This window comes from Comamonas aquatilis (assembly GCF_965139575.1).
In the GTDB taxonomy this organism is placed as follows: domain Bacteria; phylum Pseudomonadota; class Gammaproteobacteria; order Burkholderiales; family Burkholderiaceae_C; genus Comamonas; species Comamonas aquatilis.
The window spans coordinates 352207-373765 of the sequence record NZ_CBCSIW010000002.1 but is presented as its reverse complement, the minus strand read 5'-3'; the positions used below and the strand labels follow the sequence as shown (position 1 = coordinate 373765).

The window sequence follows — 21559 nt, the reverse complement described above, 5'->3', positions numbered from 1 at the left end:
ATCCTCTGCCTACGCTGATTACCAAACAAGGTCCCCAAAAATAGCGTAAACCGGGCGTTAGCATGGTTGCAATGAATGAATCTTCAAGTAGCTCTGCCCCCACAACCGCCCAACGCAAGCCCAGGCTCTGGCTGCGCCTGCTGGGTGCAATATTCGGGACCTTGGTCGTGCTCTGCCTGGCTGCCGCAGCAGCCATCGCCTGGATTGACTGGAACCAGTTCAAACCCTGGGTCAATGAAAAAGTCAGTGCCGCTACCGGTCGCGAATTTGCTGTGGAAGGTGATCTGCGGCTGAACTGGACCTGGCCCCAGCCGCTGGACACCGGCTGGAAGCATTGGGTTCCAGGTGTGGTGGTCACCGCCGGGCAGTTGCGAATTTCCCAGCCTCTGGGCTGGCTGGTTGAAGAAGCACCAAACCAAGGCAGCGATGACCTCCCAGCCTTGCCTGAGGCTCCCAAAGACCTCAACACTGGACGCTTGCCTCACAGCGATCAACCCACGAAGCCCACAACAGGTACCGCAGTTACAGACACCCAGGATGACAGCGACGAAATCGCAGAGGCCGGCGCGCAAACGCCCCAGCGTACGCCCTCCACCATGGCTACCGCCGCAAGCGCTACCGCAAGTTTGCGACTGCTGCCGCTGTTGGCACGGCATATACAGCTCGACCAACTGGTACTGGATGCTCCGGATATGGTTCTGGCCCGCAACAAGGCAGGCGATGTCAACTGGGTCTTCAAAACACCTGAAAGCAAGGGACCGCCCTGGAGTTTCAAGCTGGGCCAGTTGCACATACGCCATGGCGTTATAGGCTGGGCCGATGGCATCAAACGCATGGCCGTGCGCGCTCGGATTGACAGCTTGCGCAAGCCCGTGACTGCCACCCAGCCTTATGGGATACGCTTTGGCCTGACCGGTTATATGGAGCAAGGCAAAAAACGTGCGCAGATTCAGGCACAAGGGCTGGCCGGCCCGGTTCTGGATCTGCAGCGAGAGCAGTTGCGTTTTCCGCTACGCTTCTCGGCCAGGGCCGGCAGCGTGCAAGCCTTTGCCGAAGGCGTTCTGGACAATCCCAGAACGCTGGACGGTTTGGACTTTCAGGTAAGACTGCGCGGCAACAGCATGGCCGATCTGTTTGAACTTACCGGTCTGCTGCTGCCTGCCACTCCGCCATTTGATACCAGCGGCCATCTGATCGGCAGCCTTCAACCGGGCAGAGCCATATGGAGCTATGAAAAATTCCAAGGCAAGGTGGGACAAAGCGATGTGCGCGGCGAGCTGCACTACCAGTCCGGCAAACCCCGTCCCAAACTCAGCGGTCAGGTGTCATCTCAACTGCTGCGCCTGCAGGATCTGGGCCCGACAATCGGCGCCACTCCGTCTGGCAGCAGCGCCAAGCCGCGGCCCAACAATGGCAAGGTACTGCCGCAAATCCGCTTTAATACCGGCAACTGGGACAAGATGGACATGGATCTGCGCTATGAAAGCAGCCACATCTTGCGCCCCGACGCCCTGCCCCTGCAAAACCTCAAATTGCGCGCCCAGCTCGACAACGGCAAGCTCGTGCTCTCGCCGCTGCAATTCGGCTTCGCCCAGGGCTCGCTGGACTTGAGCACCACCGTGGATAGCCATGCCAAGCCTGTTTCCGCCCAGATCACGGGCCGGGTCAACGCACTCAAGCTCTCGGCACTTTTTCCCAAAGTAGAGAAAATGAAGAAAAGCCTGGGGCGTCTAGATGGAGCCATGACCTTGCAAGGCCGTGGCGATTCCCTGGCGCAGTGGCTGGGAAGCGGCAACGGCTCGGTGCGGCTTTATGTGCGCGAAGGTACTTTCAGCCGCGAGCTGCTTGATCTGGCCGGGCTGAACGTCGGATCTGTTGTCGTTTCCAAGCTTTTTGGCACAGACAAGGAAGTGCAACTGCGCTGCGCCATCGCAGACCTTCAGATACAAAACGGCGTAGCCCGGCCCCGCAACGCCAAGCTGGCAACTGCCGAAGCGATTGTGCAAGCCACCGGCCAAGTCAATCTTGCGCAGGAAACACTGGATTTGCGCATCGTGCCCGAAGCACTCCAATGGAAATTCTTTTCGCTGCGTACGCCACTGTATGTACGCGGCAGCTTTGCCAAACCAGACGTGGGCCTGGAACCGGGCCCCCTGGTAGCCCGTGCCGGTGCTGCGGTAGCAGCGGCAGTTTTTGCACCGGCCGCACTGGCCTTGCTGCCGCTGACCGTACCCGCCGCCGACGACGATGTGAACTGCAGACAATTGCTGGTACAGGTTCAAGCCAAGGAGCAAGGCAAGTGAGAATCGCGAGTAAAGCGCATTACATGACGCATCGCTACGACCATGGCTTGAGCCAAGCCCATCCATGCGCTCGACTCTGCTGGCTGCCACCTGCCCAACAAATCAAGTCCACGCCGTTCAAGCAGTTGCTGGTATGACCGTATCAACTTCGACTTCAAAGCGCAGCTTTTATGCATACCTCGGAAGGGGTTGATTTCACGACCGAATCGGCCAGCAGCTCTGCGCTTACCGGTGCCAACGTGGCACGCAGGCGAGCGCTGGCACCGGGAGGCGGCGCTGGCGGACGGATGTCCAGCGAGCGCTCCACCATGCCGATGTGCTCCAGCATCAAGGTCTTGGCGGCTTCGGTGTCGCCGCGCTCGAGTGCTGCCACGATGCGCTCATGCTCGGCACAGGACTGGTTGGCGCTGTGCGTGGACTGGTAGAGCGTGGCGGCCAACGTGGTGCGGGCCGTGAGATCGCGCAGCGTGACGGCCAGCAGACGGTGGCCCATCTGCTCGGCCAGGCAGACGTGAAAGTCGGCCAGCAGAAAGGCACGCGTGGCGGCATCGGCGCCTTCTATGACCTGTTTCTCCTGAGCGATGTGGCGGCGCAGCTGGCCGATCACGCTTTGCATGGGCCGACCGGCTTCGCTCAAGATACCGGTCTCGATGATGCGCCGCGCCGCAAACGCGTCCTGCGCCTCTTCCACCGTGGGCTGGACCACGTACCAGCCCCGGCGCGGCTGCACCTGTACAAAGCCGCGGGCCTGCAATTGCATCAGCGCCTCGCGCACCATGGTGCGGCTGACGGCGAAATTGTCGGCCAGCTCCTGCTCCCCCAGCCTCTCGCCGGGCGCCAGCTTCTGGGCCAGGATGGATTCAACCACGCGCTCGGCGATATGCAGGGGGCTTACAGGATTCATGAGCTGATTTGGTGAGCAGGGAGGATGGGAGACACAGGCTGGGCAAGCGGCGCTGGGCTGGGAGCATCGACAGACTCCTGATTGTCAACCAGGCCGTCGAGCACCGCATGGGCACGCTCGCGGTCGATGTCACCTTCCCAGGCGGCGATGGCCACGGTTGCCACACAGTTGCCGATCAGGTTGCCCACGGCGCGGGCAATGCCCATGAACCAGTCTACAGACAATACCAGCACCAGTCCGATGGCGGGAATCGCAGGAATCGCATGCAAGTTGGCGGCCAGCACCACGATGGCCGAACCCGGCACGCCATGGGCGCCCTTGGAAGTCACCAGGGCGATGGCCAGAATGGTCAGCAGATCGGCCATGCTGATGGGCGTGTTCGTTGCCTGGGCGATGAACACGGCAGCCAGCGTGATGTAGATGGAAAACGCATCGAGATTGAAGGAATAGCCCGTGGGAATCACCAGACCCACGGTGGAGTCGCGTACACCCATGTTGCGCAGCTTGGCCATGATCTGAGGCAGCACGCTGTCGGACGATGTGGTGGCAAAGACCACCGCCAGTTCCTCACGCAGATAGCGCAGCAGCTTGATCAGGCTGAAGCCCGACAGGCGCATCACCAGACCCAGCACCACGAAGACGAAAAAAGCCACGGCCACATAGAACAGCAGCACCAACATGCCCAGCTGCTTGAGCGAGCCTATGCCGTACTGGCCCACGGTAAACGAGATCGCACCCAGCACGCCCAGAGGCGCCAGCTTGATGATGATGCCCATGATCTTGAACAGCACATGCGACAGCGTATCGATCAGCAAGCTCACGGGAGCCGCGCGTTCGCCCAGCATGCTCAGGCCACAGCCGAACAGCACGGCGAACAGCAACACCTGCAGCACATCGCCCGTGGCAAAGGCCTGGACCACAGTGGTCGGAATGAGCTTCATCAGAAAGTCCACCGTCCCGCCGCTGGTCAGCTTGTCGGCATTGCTGGCATAAGCGCTCATGGCCGAGGCATCGAGCTTGCTCGTATCCACGTTCATGCCCGTGCCCGGCTGGAACACAAAGGCCAGCACCAGACCCAGCACCAGGGCAATGGTGGTCAGCGCTTCAAAATAGATCAACGCCTTGACGCCGACGCGACCCACGCGCTTGAGGTCACCAGCGCCCGCGATGCCATGCACCACCACGCAGAACACCAGCACGGGGATGATCATCTTGATCAGCTTGATGAAACCATCGCCCAAGGGTTTGAGTTTGGCGGCCCATTCAGGGGCCAATAGTCCGGCGAGCACACCCAAGATGAGTGCGATCACCACCTGTCCGAAAAGTGATTTGGCAAAGCGGCGCATAGTCGTCTTTCGCAAGTTAGAGATTCTTGTATGCAAGTTCATCGAAAACTTGCATACAAGAATGTAGATAAGCGAAAGCCGTGCCAGAAGCGGGTATTCCCTGCAGATTTGCGCCACTTCAGAGACGATCAGTCCTGACTTACGTGCATGAAATCCAAAGCCGTCCCTGCTGTAGTGCAGACGGACTGCGCAACATGCCCGCATATGGGGCACAGGCCCGGAGACGGTGCATGCCAGCCAGATCCTTGAGAGGGAGTCCCAGCGGCGCACTGCAACTATGTATTTGATAGAAATTGATGCAAGCAATATGCGCGCCAGCAGCCGGGATAGGCAGGATTCGGGCGCAAGGCTATGCTTTCAGCGCTGCAGGCCCTATCCGTGCGGGCGATGTACAGCTTCACTGCCAAGCCAATGTCTCAAGGAGAGCGCCATGCTGGTCATGCCCAAGATTCGTTCGCTATATGCCGGGATGTGCACGGCTTTGCTCATGCTCTCGGCCCAGGCATATGCGCAGGGGTCGGTGCTGAGACTGCCCACCAGGGCCGGCGTGGAAACCACGATTTTCTGGGACCCCGCCCCCCAGTCTGCGGCCACGGTACTGCTGCTTCCTGGCGGTTTGGGCGGCTTTGGCAAGGTGGAGCAAGGCCGGCCCAGCAGCGACAATTTTTTGGTGCGCGCCGAGCAGGATTTTGTGGCCCAGGGCCTGAATGTGGCCATCTTCGGCCGCGCCAACGGCCAGGAACTCAAACCCAAAGACCGCATGTCGCCCGAGCACATGGAAGACCTGCGCCAGGTGATTGAAGCCGTCAAACAGCGCAGCCCCGCCCCCATCTGGCTGGTGGGCACCAGCCGGGGCACAACCTCAGCAGCGGTGGCTGCCAGCCAGTTGCCCGATGGGGTGATTGCCGGTGTAGTGCTGAGCTCCAGCATTGTGGATACCAAAGAGCCCGGCTCCATGCAAAGCCTGAACCTCAGCCGTATCCGCGTGCCGGTGCTGCTGTTTCACCATGCCAGAGATGCCTGCCGCATCTGCCCGCCCAGTGCCTTGCCCGAGGTCTTGCAAGCGCTCACCGGGGCACCCGTCAAAAAACTCATGCTGGTCGATGGCGGCGCCAACCCGTCTGGTGATCCATGCCACGCCATGCACTGGCATGGCTATATCGGCATGGAAGCCCAGGCCGTGGCGGCCATGGCTCAGTGGATCAAACAGCCGGCTCCCTGAAGCCAAATCGCCCGCCGACGCCCTGCAGACATGGGCAGAAAGCTATGAAAAAGACGGTTGCGGCTGCACATGCCGTTCTCTGGGCTTCAGTGAGCGGCATTACGCGTAAGCAGGCGCTGTGGCTCAGCGCAATGCCACTCAGTTCTCGGGCGTGATCTTGGCGAACTTCACCAGTTCGGCGTATTTACCCATATCGGTGCGGATGACCTGGGCGAGACTTTCCGTACCGTTGGCTGGCGGGGTGCCTGCGGCTTCCAGCCTCTGGCGAATGGCAGGATCGGCCAAGCCGGCCTGCACTGCTTTTTGCAAGCTGGCGACGATGTCTGCAGGGACGCCCTTGGGCGCCGCCAGTGCAAACCAGCCACTGAGGGCATAGCCTTTGAGCGCAGGATGCTCGGCCAGCGCGGGCACGTTCTTCAAGGTGCTGATGCGCTCGGCCGTGGTGGCGCCCAGAATCTTGATCTTGCCCGATTGCACCAGAGGCGCCGAGGCCATGGGCGAGAGGATGGCGAAATCCAGATTGCCGCCGCCCAGATCGCCGGTCATCGCTGGAGAGCCTTTGTAAGGAATATGGACCAGGTGAACACCGGCCGTCTTCTTGATCAGCTCGCCCGAAAAGTGCGGCGTGGAGCCAATGCCAGGGCTGCCATAGCTGTACTTGCCGGGATTGGCCTTGACCAGCTGGATGAACTCATCGATGTTCTTGACCGGCACATGGGCACCCGCCACCCACAGATTGGGTGCCGAAGCCGTCAGCGCAATCGGCGTCAGGTCGACAGCCGGATCGTACTTTTGCGCGGCGTTGACAAACTTGGTCCCCGCCATCTCGTTGCTGGAGCCCGCCAACAAGGTATAGCCGTCGGGCTTGGCCGAGACCACACGCTGCGCACCCACCACACCTGCGGCGCCGGGCACGTTCTCAATCACCACGGTAGTGCCCAGCTGCTTGGCCAAAATATCGCCAATCACCCGCCCCACCATATCAACCGAGCCGCCGGGCGCGTAGGGCACCACAACGCGTATGGGTTTGTTCGGATAGGCGGTTTGCGCATGCAACGAGCCTCCCAACAATGCTGCGGCGCAGGCAAGCAGAGTGCGTCTAGAGATGGCGGCTTGGGTCAGATTCATAGCGAGAGGTATACAGCGGGAAGCACAAGCAATCCATCAGCGATACACCATGGATTGCTCAACAAAATTCACTGCATTGTCATTAAATTATTTGACAAGGAAATACATAGAAACCAGAACATGGCGTGGCGCGCCAAGCTGATGGCGGCAGGGGGATGCCGTGATGGCAGCTGGCACGGCCTGGATGGGATATGTGAGCGACGGAGTTCGGCCAGTAGCGGTCAGCCGCTGTGTACCTCCGGACGACAGCTATAAGCTGAGAGCTGAGGTAGGGGCTTCGACACCGAATGTCTGCGGCGATCAACAGCTGAACTTGATGGACTCTGGCTGCAATCTCCGAGAATCGGCATTCAAGGATTTCCGCAGCCCTTGTCGGCGACCACCCGGATCCGGCCCATTGACGACGATTCACCGTGCCTTCAGGCAAAATCCAGATGATCGGGGCAAGCTTGGCGTCAGGTCTGCCGGGCAGCCCACCTTGAAGAATGGAACAACATCAATGGCACTGACGAAGAAGGGCGAGTTCTGGTACGGGACGACGTCCGGCGACACCCAAGCCGAGCTGCGCAGCTACAGCGTTGCGAATCGCCATGAGGCCGTCCGGTTTGCCCAGTCCAAATGCGATTGCGGGTGTCGGACTTTTGCGCTGCAGACCGATGAAGAAGCCGGCGTGGCAATCCGCACATGCACCGACTGCGGGCAGAAACACCTGATGGGCGACAGCGCGGACTACGTTGATGAGGCCGCCCCCGAGGCACACGAGTGCGTGTGCGAGAACGAGGTGTTCGAGCTGATGTCCGGCGTCTCCGTGTACGAGGGCACACATGACGTGCGCTGGTACTACATCGCTTGCCACTGCGTGGAATGCAATCTGGTTGGGGTCTTCGCAGACTGGAAGTGTGAAGCGGGTGATGCGGCGGCCTTCCTCGCCAAGGTATGAGCGCGCGCCCCCCGCAGAGATCCTGCTCGCAGGCTCGAGCTGCCGAGGAGTGTCATGAGGTGGTCGGTGGACTTGGCTGTATCAATGACGGCAATCGCTGCAAAACAGGCCCATCATGATCGCATGCGAAGGTCCGCAACGGGCGATCAGCGACAGTCGCAGATCGGCCAGAAACGGACAGTGAACCTTTAGGAAAGCCAGCTACCGCTTAGCTTCAGTAGTCGTGGGTGTTGACTTGCTCGGACGATGGGTGAAGTTGACGAGGCAAGCACTTTCAGCTGTAGGTGTCGCGTACATCACTAATGGCGAAGCGGCCAAACTTTTCGCCTTTTTAATTTCGCATTCAAGTGCCTGCTTCTCAAGATCAATGCTTACGTACTCACGGTATGCAACTGCTCGGGCCTCCGACTCTGTGGTCGCGCTTTGTAGCAAATCGTTGAGTTTCTGTTGCTCGCGTTGAATACCCCTGTGGCGCTCAAGCAGAGGCTGGAGTCCTGTCTCGACAGGCTGTATTGCGTGAGCCAACCCACCCCAAAGGATTACTACAGTAAGAGCAAGATTGCGCATGTTGCCACCACGGTTTTGCGAAATTGCAGCAGGGATTATTAAGTCCCAGACGTTGTCAAGCAACTGCGTTGGCGCATCACAGCCCGCATCTATCAACTTGGCGGCTTGAGTCCGAAGGGCAGCAATGGGTCGGCCAGAGCCTGTGCACCCAGTTAGAAGCGGCCACCGGTATAGTTGAAAATACTCCCATGCAATCGGAAGCAACGTCCCCTCCTAATAAGGCTTGTCCGGTAGTCGTTCGGGGGCAAGACGCTTTCGAAGTTCTGGCATTTGTGCATCCCTTGGCAGGATTCCAACTGGTCAAAGGCACCATTGAGCCAGGCGAAAATTCTAGAGATGCGGCACTCCGTGAACTACGTGAAGAAAGTGGTCTCAGCGCATCCCAAACGTTGGCAGACTTAGGTGTTTGGGTCTCTGGCTACGAGAACCAGATTTGGGCGCTCCACCTTTGTGACATAGACGGCCTGCCTGACTCATGGACATATAGAACTGACGATGACGGTGGGCATGACTTCAAGTTTTTTTGGCATCCACTGTCGCAGCAACCGAATGAACAATGGCACTGGGTATTTCAAGGTGCGCTGAAATACATCGCCAGCAAATTACCTGCAGGGCACGGTTGACGGCTTAGGGTCGTTTACAGCCGTCCATATAAGCCTGACGCTTAACCAAGCGAGCCTGCCTAGGTGTAAAAAAATCACTGGATTTCGCATGGCGCGCAAAGTCCGCCCTTGCTGTCCCACCTTTACTTTTAAAAATCACTTTAATTTCTTGCCGCCCGACTGCGTTTGCGCCCTGCTCCGGGCCGCCCACTCCGTAGTTTGTTGAACAATCTTGCGATACAAGCGCCCTCACCGTAACCCACGGCTTCAATGAAAATCGCGGCTGTTCAGGCCGACCTCCACAAAGCGCCCCAGCCAGCGCGTCATATTCTTGGCGCGTATTACTACCAAATGATGAGCAGCTGGCGCTTTATCTGATTGGGCTTGAGCCTGTGTTCCTTCATATTCCTCGGCGTCCAGCTGCGGAGCCGTGCTGGTTTGCCAGATGCCTTCCACGGCCAGCAGGCGTGAGGCCAGCAGCGGCGCCTGCCAGCGGGCAAAGGTCTGGGCCCAGACCACAAGGTTGATGGTGCCGGTCTCGTCTTCCAGAGTGATGAACAGCGTGCCCTTGGCCGTGGGCGGGCGCTGGCGCACGGTGACAATGCCGCAGGCGCGCACTTTTTGACCCGGCAGCATGTTGCGCAGTTCCACGGCCGTGTGCAGGCCATGGCGGGCCAGCTTGGGGCGCAGCAGGGCCAGAGGGTGGCGGCGCAGACTCAGGCCCGTGGCGGCGTAGTCAAACATGATTTCTTCGCCCTCTCGGGCTGCGGGCAGTTGCAGCACTGACTCGTTGACCGGCACACCGGCAAACAGCGGCGGCAAGTCGTTTTGCGCGGCGGCATCCCACATTTGCTGGCGTCTATGGCCCGAGAGAGAGCGCAGCGCATCGGCGGCGGCCAGAGCTTGCAGCTCGCTTTTGCTCAGCTGGGCTCTCAGGGCCAGATCTTCGGTATTCGACCACGGGGATTGCGCCTGCTGCTCCTCTATGCGTAGCGCCGCAGCCTTACCCAGATGCGCCACGCGATTGAGCCCCAGGCGCACGGCGGGCTGGGGCTGGGCCACGCCACGCAGGGTTTGCAAAGGCGCTTCCAGCGTGCACAGCCAGTGGCTGTGACAAACATCGACCGGCAGCACACGCACGTCGTGGCGGCGCGCATCCTGCACCAGTTGCGCGGGTGCATAAAAGCCCATGGGCTGGGCGTTAAGCAGGGCTTGCAGAAAAATCGCGGGCTCATGGCGCTTGAACCAGGCACTGGCATAGGCCAGCAGCGCAAAGCTGATGGCATGGCTTTCGGGAAAGCCGTATTCGCCAAAGCCCAGCATTTGCGCAAAGATGGCCCGGGCAAATTCCGGCGAATATTTCCGGGCAATCATTCCATCGATCAGCGGGCGCTCAAAGCTGTGCACGCCGCCCTTGCGTTTCCAGGCGGCCATGGAGCGGCGCAGCGCATCGGCTTTTTCGGCCGAAAAGCCTGCCGCCTCCATGGCGATCTGCATGACTTGCTCCTGAAATATGGGCACGCCCAGCGTGCGCCCCAGGGCTTTTTTCAACTCGGATTTTTCCAGCACCAGCGGCAGCCCCCGGCGTTCACGCTCGCGCGCCAGCAGATAAGGGTGGACCATGCCACCCTGAATCGGCCCGGGCCGCACGATGGCGACCTGCACGGCCAGGTCGTAGAACTTGCGGGGCAGCAGCCGCGGCAGCATGCTCATCTGGGCCCGGCTTTCGATCTGGAAAGTTCCCACGGTATCGGCACGGCAAATCATGGCGTAGGTAGCCGGGTCGTCCTGCGGGATCTGGGCCAGGCCCCATGATTCGCCGCGCCAGCGGGCGCGCTCATCCAGCGCATTGCGCAGCATGGTGAGCATGCCCAGGGCCAGCACATCGACCTTGAGCAGACCGAGCACGTCCAGATCGTCCTTGTCCCATTGAATGACGCAGCGATGGACCATGGCTGCAGGCTCCACCGGCACCAGCCGCGTGAGCTTGTCCTGGGTGAGCACAAAGCCGCCCACATGCTGGCTCAGATGGCGCGGCCTATCCTTGAGCTGCCAGGCCAGCTCCACCCACAGGCGCAGTTGCCTGTCGCTGACGCTCTGGTTCACGGGACAGAATTTTTCCTGGGCCAGCACCTGAGCTTCCTTGAATTTGCGCTCCACCCAGTCTTCGGGCAGGGCTTCCGGCCCGTCTTCGGGCGATGCCTCGGAGACATCGGCTTTTTCGGCCTGGGCCTGGGCATGCTCGCTGAACCAGTACTGGCCCTTGGCCAGCGCATCGATCAGGTCCGCCGGCAAGCCCAAGGCCTTGCCCACATCGCGCAACGCGCCCCGGCTGCGCCAGCAACTGACCACGGCGGTCAGCGCGGCCCGGTCGCGGCCGTATTTGGCGTAGATGTACTGGATGACCTCTTCGCGCCGGGCATGCTCGAAGTCCACATCGATATCGGGTGGCTCGCTGCGCGCCTTGCTGATGAAGCGCTCCACCAGCAAATGGTTGCCTACGGGGTTGACGGCGGTAATGCCCAGGCAGAAACACACGGCAGAATTGGCAGCCGAGCCCCGGCCCTGGCACAGAATGCCCACGCTCCTCGCATAGCGCACGATGTCATGCACGGTGAGAAAGTACATCTCGTATTGGCAGTCGGCAATCAGCGCCAGCTCGGTCTGCAGCTGCGCCCGCACCGCTTCGGGAATGCCTTGGGGATAGCGCCCCGCCGCGCCTTGCCAGGTATGCCAGGCCAGGGTCTGGCCTGCACTCATGCCGGGCAACACGCTTTCCTGCGGGTACTGGTAGCTGATTTCGTTCAGGATGAAGCTGCAGCGTTCGGCCAACCGAACGCTGGCCTGTAGCAGCGCTTTGGGATACAAGGCCGCCAGCCGCAGGCGCGAGCGCAGATGCCGCTCGGCATTGGGCTGCAGCGCAAAGCCGCATTCGCCCACCGTCTTGCCCAACTGAATGGCCGTCACCACATCCTGCAGCGGCTTGCGCGAGCGGGCATGCATATGCACATCGCCACAGGCCAGCAGCGGCAAGCCCAGCGCAGTGCCGACCTGCTGCAGGGTTTGCAGCCACAGGCTGTCGTCGGGGGCCAGATGCAGCTCCACACCCAGCCATAGAGATTTTGAGTAAAAATGACTTGCAGCGCTTTGAATACAAGCACTGATAGCTATCAAATCAGAAGCATCTTCAAAACCGGCAACCAGGCCGCGCTGCGGCAGCAGCACGCACTCACAGCCCTGGTGCAGCAATGACCAGGGGCTGGATGCATCCACCACATAAGCGCCCTTCGCGGCCCTGGCGCGTGCAGCGGTGATGAATTCGCAGAGATTGCCCCAGCCTTGCAGATCGCGCGCCAGTACCACAATGCGCAGCTTGCCCCAGACAAATTCGCTGCCGTAGATCAGATGCAGATCGCAGTCTCGCGCCGCCTCGAAAGCACGCACGGCACCGGCTACCGAGCATTCGTCGGTCAGCGCCAGTGCCGCATAGCCCAGATTTTTGGCTCGGTGCACCAGCTCGGCCGGAGATGAAACCCCGCGCAGAAAGCTGAAGTGCGATAGGCAATGCAACTCCGCATAGGCCAGCGGCCCCCTGCCCGCCCCCAGGGCCGTAAGCTGGGCCGGCGCTGCCGCCGGTGGCTTGGCGGGTGCATTGCGGCTTAGAACTGCGGCGGCCATGGCCGGCTCACCCGTAGATGCCCTGGGCAAACCACTGCGTACCAGACCCAGCACCAGTTGAACTGCCCCAGCCGCTTGCCGCATGAGGCCCAGGCTCAGTCTCTGCCGCCCGCTGGCGGTAAATCCAGACATGGCCGACCACTGCGTTAAAGGCCACAAAGTAGTCGCGCACGGCCAGCTCATCTGCCTCACCCCACCAGCCGGACTCCAGCCGATAAGGCCCGGCGCGCAGCTGCAACGGCCCGTGCCAGCTGGGACGGCTGCCTTGCAGCGGCAAAGCATGAGGCTCGGCCAGCAACCATGGCGGGCACAACGACTGCCAGCAAGTGCTCATCGCCGCCAACGGCCTGGCTGCCGGCTTTGGGGGCTGCAGCCCGCTGCTAGCGCTTTGCCATTGCTGCATGGCCTCGGGCCGGTGATCGGCACAAGGCGTCACCATGCGCACGGCATCCTCGCCCCAGCGGGCGCTAATACGCTCCACCCATTCATGCCAGGGCAAGCTGTTGTCCTGGCCGCCCTCTTTTTCTCCCGGCTGCGGCAAGCAGCTGAGCATATCGGGCGCCCAGGCCACGCTCTCCAGCAGATTCAGATCCAGCATGTCCACGGGCGCACGCCAGCGCTGCTGGGCCAGATGTTCGCGCAACAGGCGCTGCAGATGCGCCATAGCCTGTGCACCATGGACCGGCTGGGCCGTACGTATGCATAGCTCGCCCCACAGCGGCAGCTCCTGGCCGTCCACCCGGCGCAAGTCGTGGTGCCAGCGCAGCTGCAGCGCCAGCACCGCCCGGTGGCGGGCCTGCAACCAGGCCTGCAGCGCTCGCAGCAAAGGCTGAGCCGCCTGCAGCACGGCATCGGCATGGTGGGCGGGGTAGCCCAGATCATGGCGCAGGCCAAACTGCTCGGGCAGTTGCAGCCAGTTCAGCGGCTGAGGCAAGAGCCCATAGGCTTCATCAAGCACACGCAAGGCCTTGGCACCGATGCGGCGCGACAGCCCCGTACGCGGCAAAGCGCGCACATGGCTCCAGCGCGTACAGCCCAGGCGCTGCAGCACTGCGCTGTGCTGCTGCAAAGCCGTCAAAGTCCATAAGGGGAAATCATCAGCATCCAGAGGCGTTGTGCCTTGCCCTGTGCCCCGCCCTGCTCTCGTGCCATTTTCGCCGCCCAACTTCAGACGCAGCTGCGCCAGCGCCTGCCAGGCCGTGGGACCCTCTCCCGAAGCGGGGGGCTCAACCGCCGCAGCCCCCGGCTCTGCGGCTTGCGACACGGCTTGCTGAAAAGCCTGAGCCAGCCTGTGCAGCGTGGGCTCGCGCCCGCCCCACAGGCGCTGGACGCTGCTGGTTTCCATGAGCAAAGCCTCTTCAAGCACGGCCACGCGTGGCGAGTGCTGCAGTGCCCACCAGCAGGCGCTGGCCTGCAGCGGTTGCATGCTGTTCTGTGTGGATGCCTGCGCCGATATGGCTGGCGATGCGGTTGGAGATCGAGACGACGATGGCGCGGCACCACCTGCCTTGTCTGGCTGCAGCGCGGCCAAAGGCCAGGCCATCCAGTGCGGGGAAGGCAATGCGGTGGCTGTCATGGCTGTTCCCCTCAGACCGATGCGGCCCCATGCAGAGAGGCCGCGACGCCGGAGTCCAGCGACTGCGCCACCCGGCCTTGCATGAGCAAAGCGGCCTCGGCACTCTGGGCGGCACGGCGACTGGCCTGGGCTTGCAAAATGGGCGCCCAGGCCCACTGCGAAAGCGATAGCTGTATGGGCAATTCCAGAGTGGGCCCACGGCGTTTCAGTATCTGAATCTGTAGCGCATTTTCCTGGGCAGTCTGAGGCGCTTTGTCCAGGCGCAGGCGCAAGGCCGCCGGCGTGCTTTGCTGCTGCACGCTCAGCTCCTGCCACAGCCACAGCGGCCGCCCCTGGGATGCCGCGGCCCAGTGCAGGCGGCGCAAGCTGCTGGCCGGCAATGAGGGCAACCAGGCCAGCACCGCCAGCACATCCCGGCAATGCAGAGCCTGCTCGCAAGCCCAGGCCAGCTCATGTGCAGGCAAAGCCGGCGGTTTGTACACGCAGCATAGCTGCTCGGGGGCAATGCCTGCAGCCTGCAGACTGGGCGCAAACGGCAGATACGGCGGCTGTACCAACACAATTTTCCGCGTTGCCAGCCTGCCGCAAGGCTGGCCCTGATCGGCAGCTTTGGCCTGCCCAGCCTGTACAGCCAGAGCGGGCAGCAGCAAAGCCCATTCAGCATGGCAGTGCGCGGGCTGCAGCACCTCGGTCAGGCCACGGGCCGGCCAGCCGCCGCCGGGCAGCTCGGCATCCAGCGCTGCATGACCGGTGGGCCAGGTGCTGCTGCGCTGGCTGGCGTGCCAGTCCGCGCCACGCCAGACACCGGCAATGTCTTGCAGCGCTTCCGCACCTTGGGGCCTAGCACGCTTCAGCCCCTCTTCGCACGCACTCCGGCCTGCGGCGTTGGCAGGGGCGAGAGAGACACTGAGAGGCAAGGACATGGGTTGAAAGTCATAAAATCAATTAACTGTATAAATATACAGTAAACAGACTTGATGGAAAAAACCATGACCCTGAAAGCTCCTGAAAGCTGCAAACCAACGAAAAACGCCGGCTGAAACCGGCGTTTTGGGGGATCAAGCTCAGAAGCCTCAATCCTGCGATGGAGCTTTCACCTGTATTTGCATACAGGCATCGCACCATTGGCTCACCACCGCATCCAGCGGATGGCCGGGCTCAGCCGGGGGCGGCCAGCGGCGCAGGCAGGCATTGACGATGGCTTGCAGCTGCCACAAGGCCTCCCGATTGACCAATGCCAGCTCGTTCATACCCTCGGCATCGTCCTTGAGGTAGTTGAGTACGTCCAGTTGCTGATCGGGGTGTGAGCCGGCCTCGGCCAGCTGTTTTTGCAGATGCAGCAAGCTGGTTTGCACAAAGGAAGCGGCTTCATGACTGGCCAGATCCTGCCTGCCCTCGTCCTGCCCCGTCTGCAGCAGTTTTTCCCACATCTGAAACACCGCAGACAGCGCCGCCACGCCATGCGTGACTTCGGCCAGCAGTGGTGCCAGCGGCGTGCCGGGGCTGATTTCGTCATAAAGCAGCGGCAGCATTCGGTGCACCAGCGCCAGCGGATAGCGTTTGTGGTTCATGCGCAGCATCAGCGACAAACGCTGGCCCGGCATGTGCTTGAACTTGTCAAAGAAAGCCGCCACCACTTCGGCCAGCAGCAAAATCTGCCCCATGGGCGAGATGGCATCGCCCGGCACACCACGCGGATAGCCGGAACCGTCCATGCGCTCATGGTGCTCCAGCACCGCCATCTCCACCGCGCGTGAATACACGCCGGCACTGCGCACCACCAGCATGGCCGTGATCGAATGCGCCACCAGATGCTTGCGCTCCTCGCCGCTGAGACGGTATGCCGCATCCGTCCAGGCCGGGTCCATATAGAGCATGCCCACATCGTGCAACAAGGCGGCAGTAGCCAGCGGCACGCATTCGCGCTCGCTCCAGCCTTCCTGCCGCGCCAGGTAAATGGCCACCAGCGCCATCTGCAGACTATGGGCAAACAATTCGGGGCGCTGCTCACGCATCACCGTGAGCTTGAAAGCGATCTGCGGCGGCAGTTCGATGCCGCGCAGCGGAGCCAGCAGGCGTTCAGCCCCGCCTTGCGACTGCACCAGGCGCTTCATCAACTCTACGGTTTCGCACTGCACCATGGCCTGGGCCTGCAGCGCCGGAATGTCCACCAGATTCTCGGACAGCAAATGACTGTCTATGGGGTCGCGCAGCTTGTGCTGTATGAGCCTGTCATACATGCGACTGTCCATGCGCGCGCCCTTGTCTATGAGCTTGATGCCTTTGTCGGTGTAAATGGCCTCACCCGTCACCACCTTGGTGTGCTCGGCCATATCGCTAACGGCGCGCAAAAAATGCGCACCGTCTTCGTGCTGCTCCACTTGCGGCTGACTCAGCCTCTGCGCTGTGTTTTCACTCATTGCAAATTTCTCGATATTCAGAGTGGCTTGTACTACCTGGCACATCGCAGATTTACGACTGCGACAAGACACAAAGCGACAAGTAACGACGGCAAGGCTCAGCGTCCTCGACGAAGCAACGATAGACATGAGCCCTGTGGGGCGGTTCGGATGAGCAGTCCAAGCGTCAACCAGAAAGGCCACCCACAGACAACGCCTAGCGGCTTTGCATAAGCACCAGTATGGCTTGAATACGAATTCAATCCAGCTCTAGCGCTTTGATTCAATACGCAAAAAGCTAGCGAACTTGAAGCATCCAAATACCAAACAGAGCACACCAACCCACATCAACACCCGCCATCTTTCAGCTTCAGATTTTATTCCAACACATTCATGCACCGGCTTCAAAAAATCGTCCCAAACACCGGAAACAGAAGTAAGCCCCAACTATTTAAATAAGCAAAACCAAGTGCCTAGATAGTTGTTATTTTTTGTTACCATCATCAAGTTATTTCCGTGTTCCAGTCAAATTTTCACCGATTCTCGAGCTGTATTTTGTGTCAGGTCTTCCATACCAAACCTCTAGCACAAAATTTTGCATTAATCCCATAAAAATCCTGATTGGCGGAAATCATATCTAAAAATCAAAAAACATAGCAAGAGAGAGAAAATGCTAGCGAAAGCAAATACTTACCATCGATTCACAAGTTTGGTGATTGCGATGTCGCTGGCAGGATGTGCCACCACAGGCAATGGGTCTGGCGGAGTTCAAAAAACATTGACCGACACTTTTGCCAGTGATGACCCATGCGCTAATAACGCCCGGAATATTGGGATAGCGGTTGGCGTGGTAGGCGGCATCTTGCTATCCAAAGTGCTGGACGCCAAGCTGGGCGCGGCCATCGCAGGAGCCGCCACTGGCGCCCTGGTTGGTGGCTTGATTGGTGCGAATATTGATCAAAAGCGCTGCGAACTATCCAAAATTGCCAAGCAATACCAGCTTGATATGGAGTTCACTCCACTAGCCGTATCTGCAGAGGCGAAAAAAGACGAGCCTTCGCAAGCATTTTCCATGACAGTGCGTGATGCACAGGGAGATTCTGCACAGTTTCTTCCCAACTCAGAACAGCTGACGCCACGCGCTAGAGAATATTTTCTGCAAATCGCAAAACAATATGCACATACTCAGGCCCCCTCCGGCGCCAAACCTGAGCAAGTCAAAGCCTGGCAAAAAACCGTTCAGCAACGCCGTTTGCTGCTGATTGGTCATACAGACGATACCGGCAACTCTCAGGGCAATGCCGATCTTTCCGAGCGCCGCGCCAAAGCCGTGGCACAGCTGCTACGCCAAAATGGCGTTCCTCAGGATCAGCTGTATTTTCAAGGTGCTGGTGAAGGATATCCGATTGCTGATAATGAAACGGAACAAGGCCGAGGTAAGAATCGGCGCGTTGAGTTTGTAGAGGTTTATAGCGACGAAGCACTGGCTTACTACATTGAAAATCGCCGTGCCAATTACGCGCTATATCGCGCCGTGCCATCAGGATCTGCATTTACATCAGCGGCAGAGTCAGGCGAAAGCACGGCCTTTACCCACCGCAGCAAAACTGCCCAGGCTCGCCCAGCCAAAAATGGAAGACCTGCGGTAAGCACATCCGCCAAGGCCGCGGCACCTCAACACACGGCAAGCGCCAAGGCTGCGCCAGTCTCATCCGCTGCCACCAAGGAAGATGCCGTTCGCCCTATAAACAGCCTGACGGCAGCAGCATCCCGGCAGACCGCCCCTTCCCCCGTGCTGCCCACTGGGGTGCTGGACTTTGGCGGAACGCCTTTGTCAGCCAAGACACGATTGGTCAGCCTGGGCGCACAAACACCACCCAAGAGCGGCTTCGGTCTGGTTTCTACAGCCCATGCCAGCAATGACGCACCCTTCATCGCCCGTTGCGACAATGACCGCCCACGCAAAATTGGCGATGTCAAAACAATGACGGGCAAAAGCTACCGCACCAGCGAGCACATGAAGGGCTTGTACGGAACCACCTGGGCGCAGCAGATCAATGGTCATCTGGTGGTGCTCAACAAGGTGGCTGTTCTGCGCGACGGCAGCTCTCCACAATCGCCAGAACTGAAGTTCTACGCCGACTATGACTCCAGCAAGTCGGCTACGGCCAAGCCGGTCTGGAGTGGCCATCCGGCAGTCAACGTCTATCAGGGCAGCAACGGCCTTCTCTACCGTGTATTTGCCAACAGCCCGCAAGGCGCGCGCTGCATGGACATTCTCTTCCCGCAGGACGGGGGCACAAGCGCCAGCGACGGAAAGCTCATCTACGGCAATGTAGAGCAGCCGTTTGCCACGGACTTCAAGCCTCGCCAGCAGCTCTAAATCACCTCAAACCAAGTCATTCACATGAAAGAAATTCTGACCACTTACCCGGTGGCTGTCTGGAGCGTTGTCAGCGTACTGCTGGCCGCCATTGTCATCTCTGCGCTGTGGGACAAAGTCAAATGGTGGTGGATGAACACCTGGTACAGCTTTCCACTGATCGGTCATGTGGCACGTCTGTCCAAGGACGTCAGCACCGATTATCAGACAGGCGCTTTTCAGGGAGATCTGAAACTGTGCCGCGACTACAAGAAGTTCATCCAACTGCGCAACGAGCATGACTTCAACGAAAAAATCACCTACCTGACCAAGGCTGGCGACCTGGGCCGCAGCGGCACACCGGTTTTCATCTGGCTGTTGACCACCTTGCTGGTGTTCGTTGAAGCCATGGGGTTCAGCTATGTGCTGGCCGGCTATACCATCCCAGGCGCCAGCGAGAACACCCAGCAAATGGGTGCACTGGGCATCGCCTTTCTGATCTCCGTGCTGCTGGTGGCTCTGACCCACTTCGCAGGCCACGAACTGTACCGCTCCGGCAAGATCAAGCAATCGCGCCGCAGCTGGCTCGATGGCGGCCGCAAGAGCGACCTCTTCACCAAGGAAATCGCACTGGCCGAACCCCAGAGTGTGGACAATCACCTGCCCGTCTACACCCAGCTGATCAATCGCGTGGGTGCACACCCCCAATATGCGATCACGATTGCCACCGTCATTTTCGTGGCCATGGTCGCTGTGGGCGCAACCTATGTGCGCGGCAAAGTGCTGGAAAAAACTCTGACACAGGAAGTCGCTGGCCTGAGTCTGAGTCTGAACACCGGCAGTGGCGGTGAACTCAAACTCGATGGACTGGTGCTGCCCACGGACGATCAGGCCCGGGTGCAGGAAAGCAAGGACAAGGTCTTGCATGACACCCAGAATCTGGATCGCGACGGCGGCTGGGGCACCTTCATCGTGCTGGCCGTGATCTTTGTGTTCCTGCAGTTCCTGGGCGTGCTGTTTGGCTACAAATGGGGTTTTGCAGGCAAACAAAGCGCGGATGCTTTCCGAGCCATAGGCAAGGGCCGGTTCACCAGCTATGAAGATGTGCGAGCGCATTACCGCAATGTGGCCGATGCCGCGCAAGCCCAGCTGAGCAGCCTGGACCAGCGCCGCCAGGAAAGCGGCCGCAGCGGCACCAGCAGTGCAGCGCAAGCACACAAAATGAGTTTCAAGGAGTTCATGGATCGCGAGCGCAGCGAAGATGTGCGCGACCTCAACAGCCAGCACCAGCACACGCAGGCGTACACAGCCTCTCCGACAGCGGCTCAGGTACCGGCACCGGCTGTGCCAGCATCAGCGCCAGTGGTAGCTCCCGCAACAACCGCTGCCGTCGCACCTGGCTCTGCGGCCATCACCGCGCCTGTGCTCACAGAAATTGTCACCGCATCCACACCCGCGGTCGTGCCAGCTGAATCTGAAGACGATGAACTGGCCCGCCTGGAACGTCAACTGGCCGAGCGCAAGGACGCCCAGCGCCGAGCCAAGATTGAGCAGATGAAAAAGGAATTGGCCAATCTCGAAGGAGGACAGTCATGACGGTATCCTTCAGCTTCGGCCGCCGCACCGCGCGATTGCTGAGCATGGGCTTGGCAGCTGGATTGGCATTCGGCCTGACCAGCACGGCGGCCTTGGCAAACACGGGCAACAATGCCTTGCCCGACTGCTATCAGTTCGCACAGATCAAGCGCCAGACGCCTGCCAGCGTGCAAACCGAGCTGTTTGTGGTGATCGATCAGACCACGCCGTTCAACAGCGAGCTGCGCCAATCCCTGGCCCAGCAGATTGGGCCCTTGCTAAGCCCAGGCAACGCCTTGTCCGTATTCGCCTTCTCTGCTTACACGCAGGGCTATTACACACGCCGCCTGCTGCATGCTCGCATGGATGCACCCATGTCTGCCGACGCCCGCGACGATGCTGGAAAAGCCTTGTTGCAAAAATTTGATCAATGCCTAGTATTTCAGAAACAAGGCATCCATAAGCTGACACAGGAGGCACTGGTCAAGATTCTCTCGCAGGCCAGCTCCAGCATCGCAAAATCGGATGTGCTGGGCAGCCTCAAGGACATCTCGACCCAGGTTCAGGCCTCACCCGCCCAGCGCAAGATTGTTTTGCTTGCGTCGGACATGCTGGAAAATTCCTCGGTCAGCAGCTTCTACAGCAGCAAGGCCGTGCGCAAAATTGATGTGGCGACCGAGTGGAAGAAAGTGGAGAGCAATCAACTCACTGCAGACTTTGGCGGTGCTCAGATCTATGTACTTGGTGCAGGCTTGATCGATAGCGACACTCAGAAAAACGGCGTTTACCGTGACCCGCAAACCATGAATGCCTTGCGCGCCTTCTGGGAGCAGTATTTCACGGCATCCCACGCCAAGCTGGCAGGCTTTGGCACACCGGATCTGCTTGGCAAGATTCAATAGCCTCCTTCAATCAACGCGCTATCGGATCCATAAAAAAACCCGCTTTCGCGGGTTT

General features: G+C 60.0%; 14 protein-coding genes. 7 read left to right on the top strand and 7 right to left on the bottom strand.

All coding sequences use genetic code 11. The features are described from left to right. Nucleotides 1-71: 71 nt before the first annotated feature. On the top strand, nt 72-2303 hold the full coding sequence (locus ACNAZA_RS04665) for an AsmA family protein (RefSeq protein WP_415795279.1): 2232 nt from the start codon (nt 72-74) through the stop codon (nt 2301-2303). A 154-nt stretch (nt 2304-2457) separates the two neighbouring features. Here the strand turns inward: ACNAZA_RS04665 and ACNAZA_RS04660 are convergent, their stop codons facing one another. Together ACNAZA_RS04660 and ACNAZA_RS04655 are read right to left on the bottom strand one after the other, a co-directional pair. Beyond that, nucleotides 2458-3207 carry a GntR family transcriptional regulator gene (locus ACNAZA_RS04660; protein WP_415795278.1) on the bottom strand — a complete coding sequence of 250 codons (750 nt, stop codon included), beginning with the start codon at nt 3205-3207 and terminating at the stop codon, nt 2458-2460. Next, the gene (locus tag ACNAZA_RS04655; protein WP_415795355.1) at nt 3204-4553 is read right to left on the bottom strand and encodes a C4-dicarboxylate transporter DctA; all 1350 of its coding nucleotides are present in this window, start codon (nt 4551-4553) and stop codon (nt 3204-3206) included. The genes ACNAZA_RS04660 and ACNAZA_RS04655 overlap by 4 nt, the downstream gene beginning before the upstream one ends. A gap of 430 nt (nt 4554-4983) precedes the next feature. On the opposite strand from ACNAZA_RS04655, the gene ACNAZA_RS04650 reads away from it, so the two are divergent. Next, nucleotides 4984-5775 carry an alpha/beta hydrolase gene (locus ACNAZA_RS04650; protein ID WP_415795276.1) on the top strand — a complete coding sequence of 264 codons (792 nt, stop codon included), beginning with the start codon at nt 4984-4986 and terminating at the stop codon, nt 5773-5775. Nucleotides 5776-5913: 138 nt separating this feature from the next. Here the strand turns inward: ACNAZA_RS04650 and ACNAZA_RS04645 are convergent, their stop codons facing one another. After that, nucleotides 5914-6903 (bottom strand): Bug family tripartite tricarboxylate transporter substrate binding protein, encoded by a 990-nt coding sequence (locus ACNAZA_RS04645; protein WP_415795275.1) that lies wholly within the window; start codon nt 6901-6903, stop codon nt 5914-5916. A gap of 499 nt (nt 6904-7402) precedes the next feature. Here ACNAZA_RS04645 and ACNAZA_RS04640 point away from each other — a divergent pair, with 499 nt between their 5' ends. Next, nucleotides 7403-7843 carry a hypothetical protein gene (locus ACNAZA_RS04640; protein WP_415795274.1) on the top strand — a complete coding sequence of 147 codons (441 nt, stop codon included), beginning with the start codon at nt 7403-7405 and terminating at the stop codon, nt 7841-7843. 755 nt (nt 7844-8598) lie between these two features. Then, entirely contained in the window at nt 8599-9033 is a 435-nt protein-coding gene (locus ACNAZA_RS04635; RefSeq protein WP_415795272.1) for an NUDIX hydrolase, read from the top strand. Nucleotides 9034-9279: 246 nt separating this feature from the next. On the opposite strand, the gene dnaE is transcribed toward ACNAZA_RS04635, so the two are convergent. From dnaE to ACNAZA_RS04615, 4 genes are all read right to left on the bottom strand, one after another. Further along, nucleotides 9280-12690 (bottom strand): DNA polymerase III subunit alpha, encoded by a 3411-nt coding sequence (dnaE, locus tag ACNAZA_RS04630; protein WP_415795354.1) that lies wholly within the window; start codon nt 12688-12690, stop codon nt 9280-9282. A gap of 7 nt (nt 12691-12697) precedes the next feature. Then, the gene (locus ACNAZA_RS04625; protein WP_415795270.1) at nt 12698-14266 is read right to left on the bottom strand and encodes a DNA polymerase Y subunit UmuC family protein; all 1569 of its coding nucleotides are present in this window, start codon (nt 14264-14266) and stop codon (nt 12698-12700) included. Between the two features lie 11 nt (nt 14267-14277). Further along, nucleotides 14278-15189, bottom strand: a complete 912-nt coding sequence (gene imuA, locus ACNAZA_RS04620; protein ID WP_415795269.1) for a translesion DNA synthesis-associated protein ImuA — start codon at nt 15187-15189, stop codon at nt 14278-14280. Nucleotides 15190-15339: 150 nt separating this feature from the next. Continuing rightward, nucleotides 15340-16686 carry an HD-GYP domain-containing protein gene (locus ACNAZA_RS04615; protein ID WP_415795268.1) on the bottom strand — a complete coding sequence of 449 codons (1347 nt, stop codon included), beginning with the start codon at nt 16684-16686 and terminating at the stop codon, nt 15340-15342. 649 nt (nt 16687-17335) lie between these two features. Between ACNAZA_RS04615 and ACNAZA_RS04610 the strand changes: the two genes are divergently transcribed. The 3 genes from ACNAZA_RS04610 to ACNAZA_RS04600 are packed head-to-tail and all read left to right on the top strand — an operon-like array spanning nt 17336 to nt 21504. Continuing rightward, the gene (locus ACNAZA_RS04610) at nt 17336-19048 is read left to right on the top strand and encodes an OmpA family protein (protein ID WP_415795267.1); all 1713 of its coding nucleotides are present in this window, start codon (nt 17336-17338) and stop codon (nt 19046-19048) included. A 24-nt stretch (nt 19049-19072) separates the two neighbouring features. Then, entirely contained in the window at nt 19073-20623 is a 1551-nt protein-coding gene (locus tag ACNAZA_RS04605; protein WP_415795266.1) for a hypothetical protein, read from the top strand. After that, on the top strand, nt 20620-21504 hold the full coding sequence (locus ACNAZA_RS04600; RefSeq protein WP_415795264.1) for a hypothetical protein: 885 nt from the start codon (nt 20620-20622) through the stop codon (nt 21502-21504). Before ACNAZA_RS04605 ends, ACNAZA_RS04600 begins: the two co-directional genes overlap by 4 nt. Nucleotides 21505-21559: the final 55 nt, after the last annotated feature.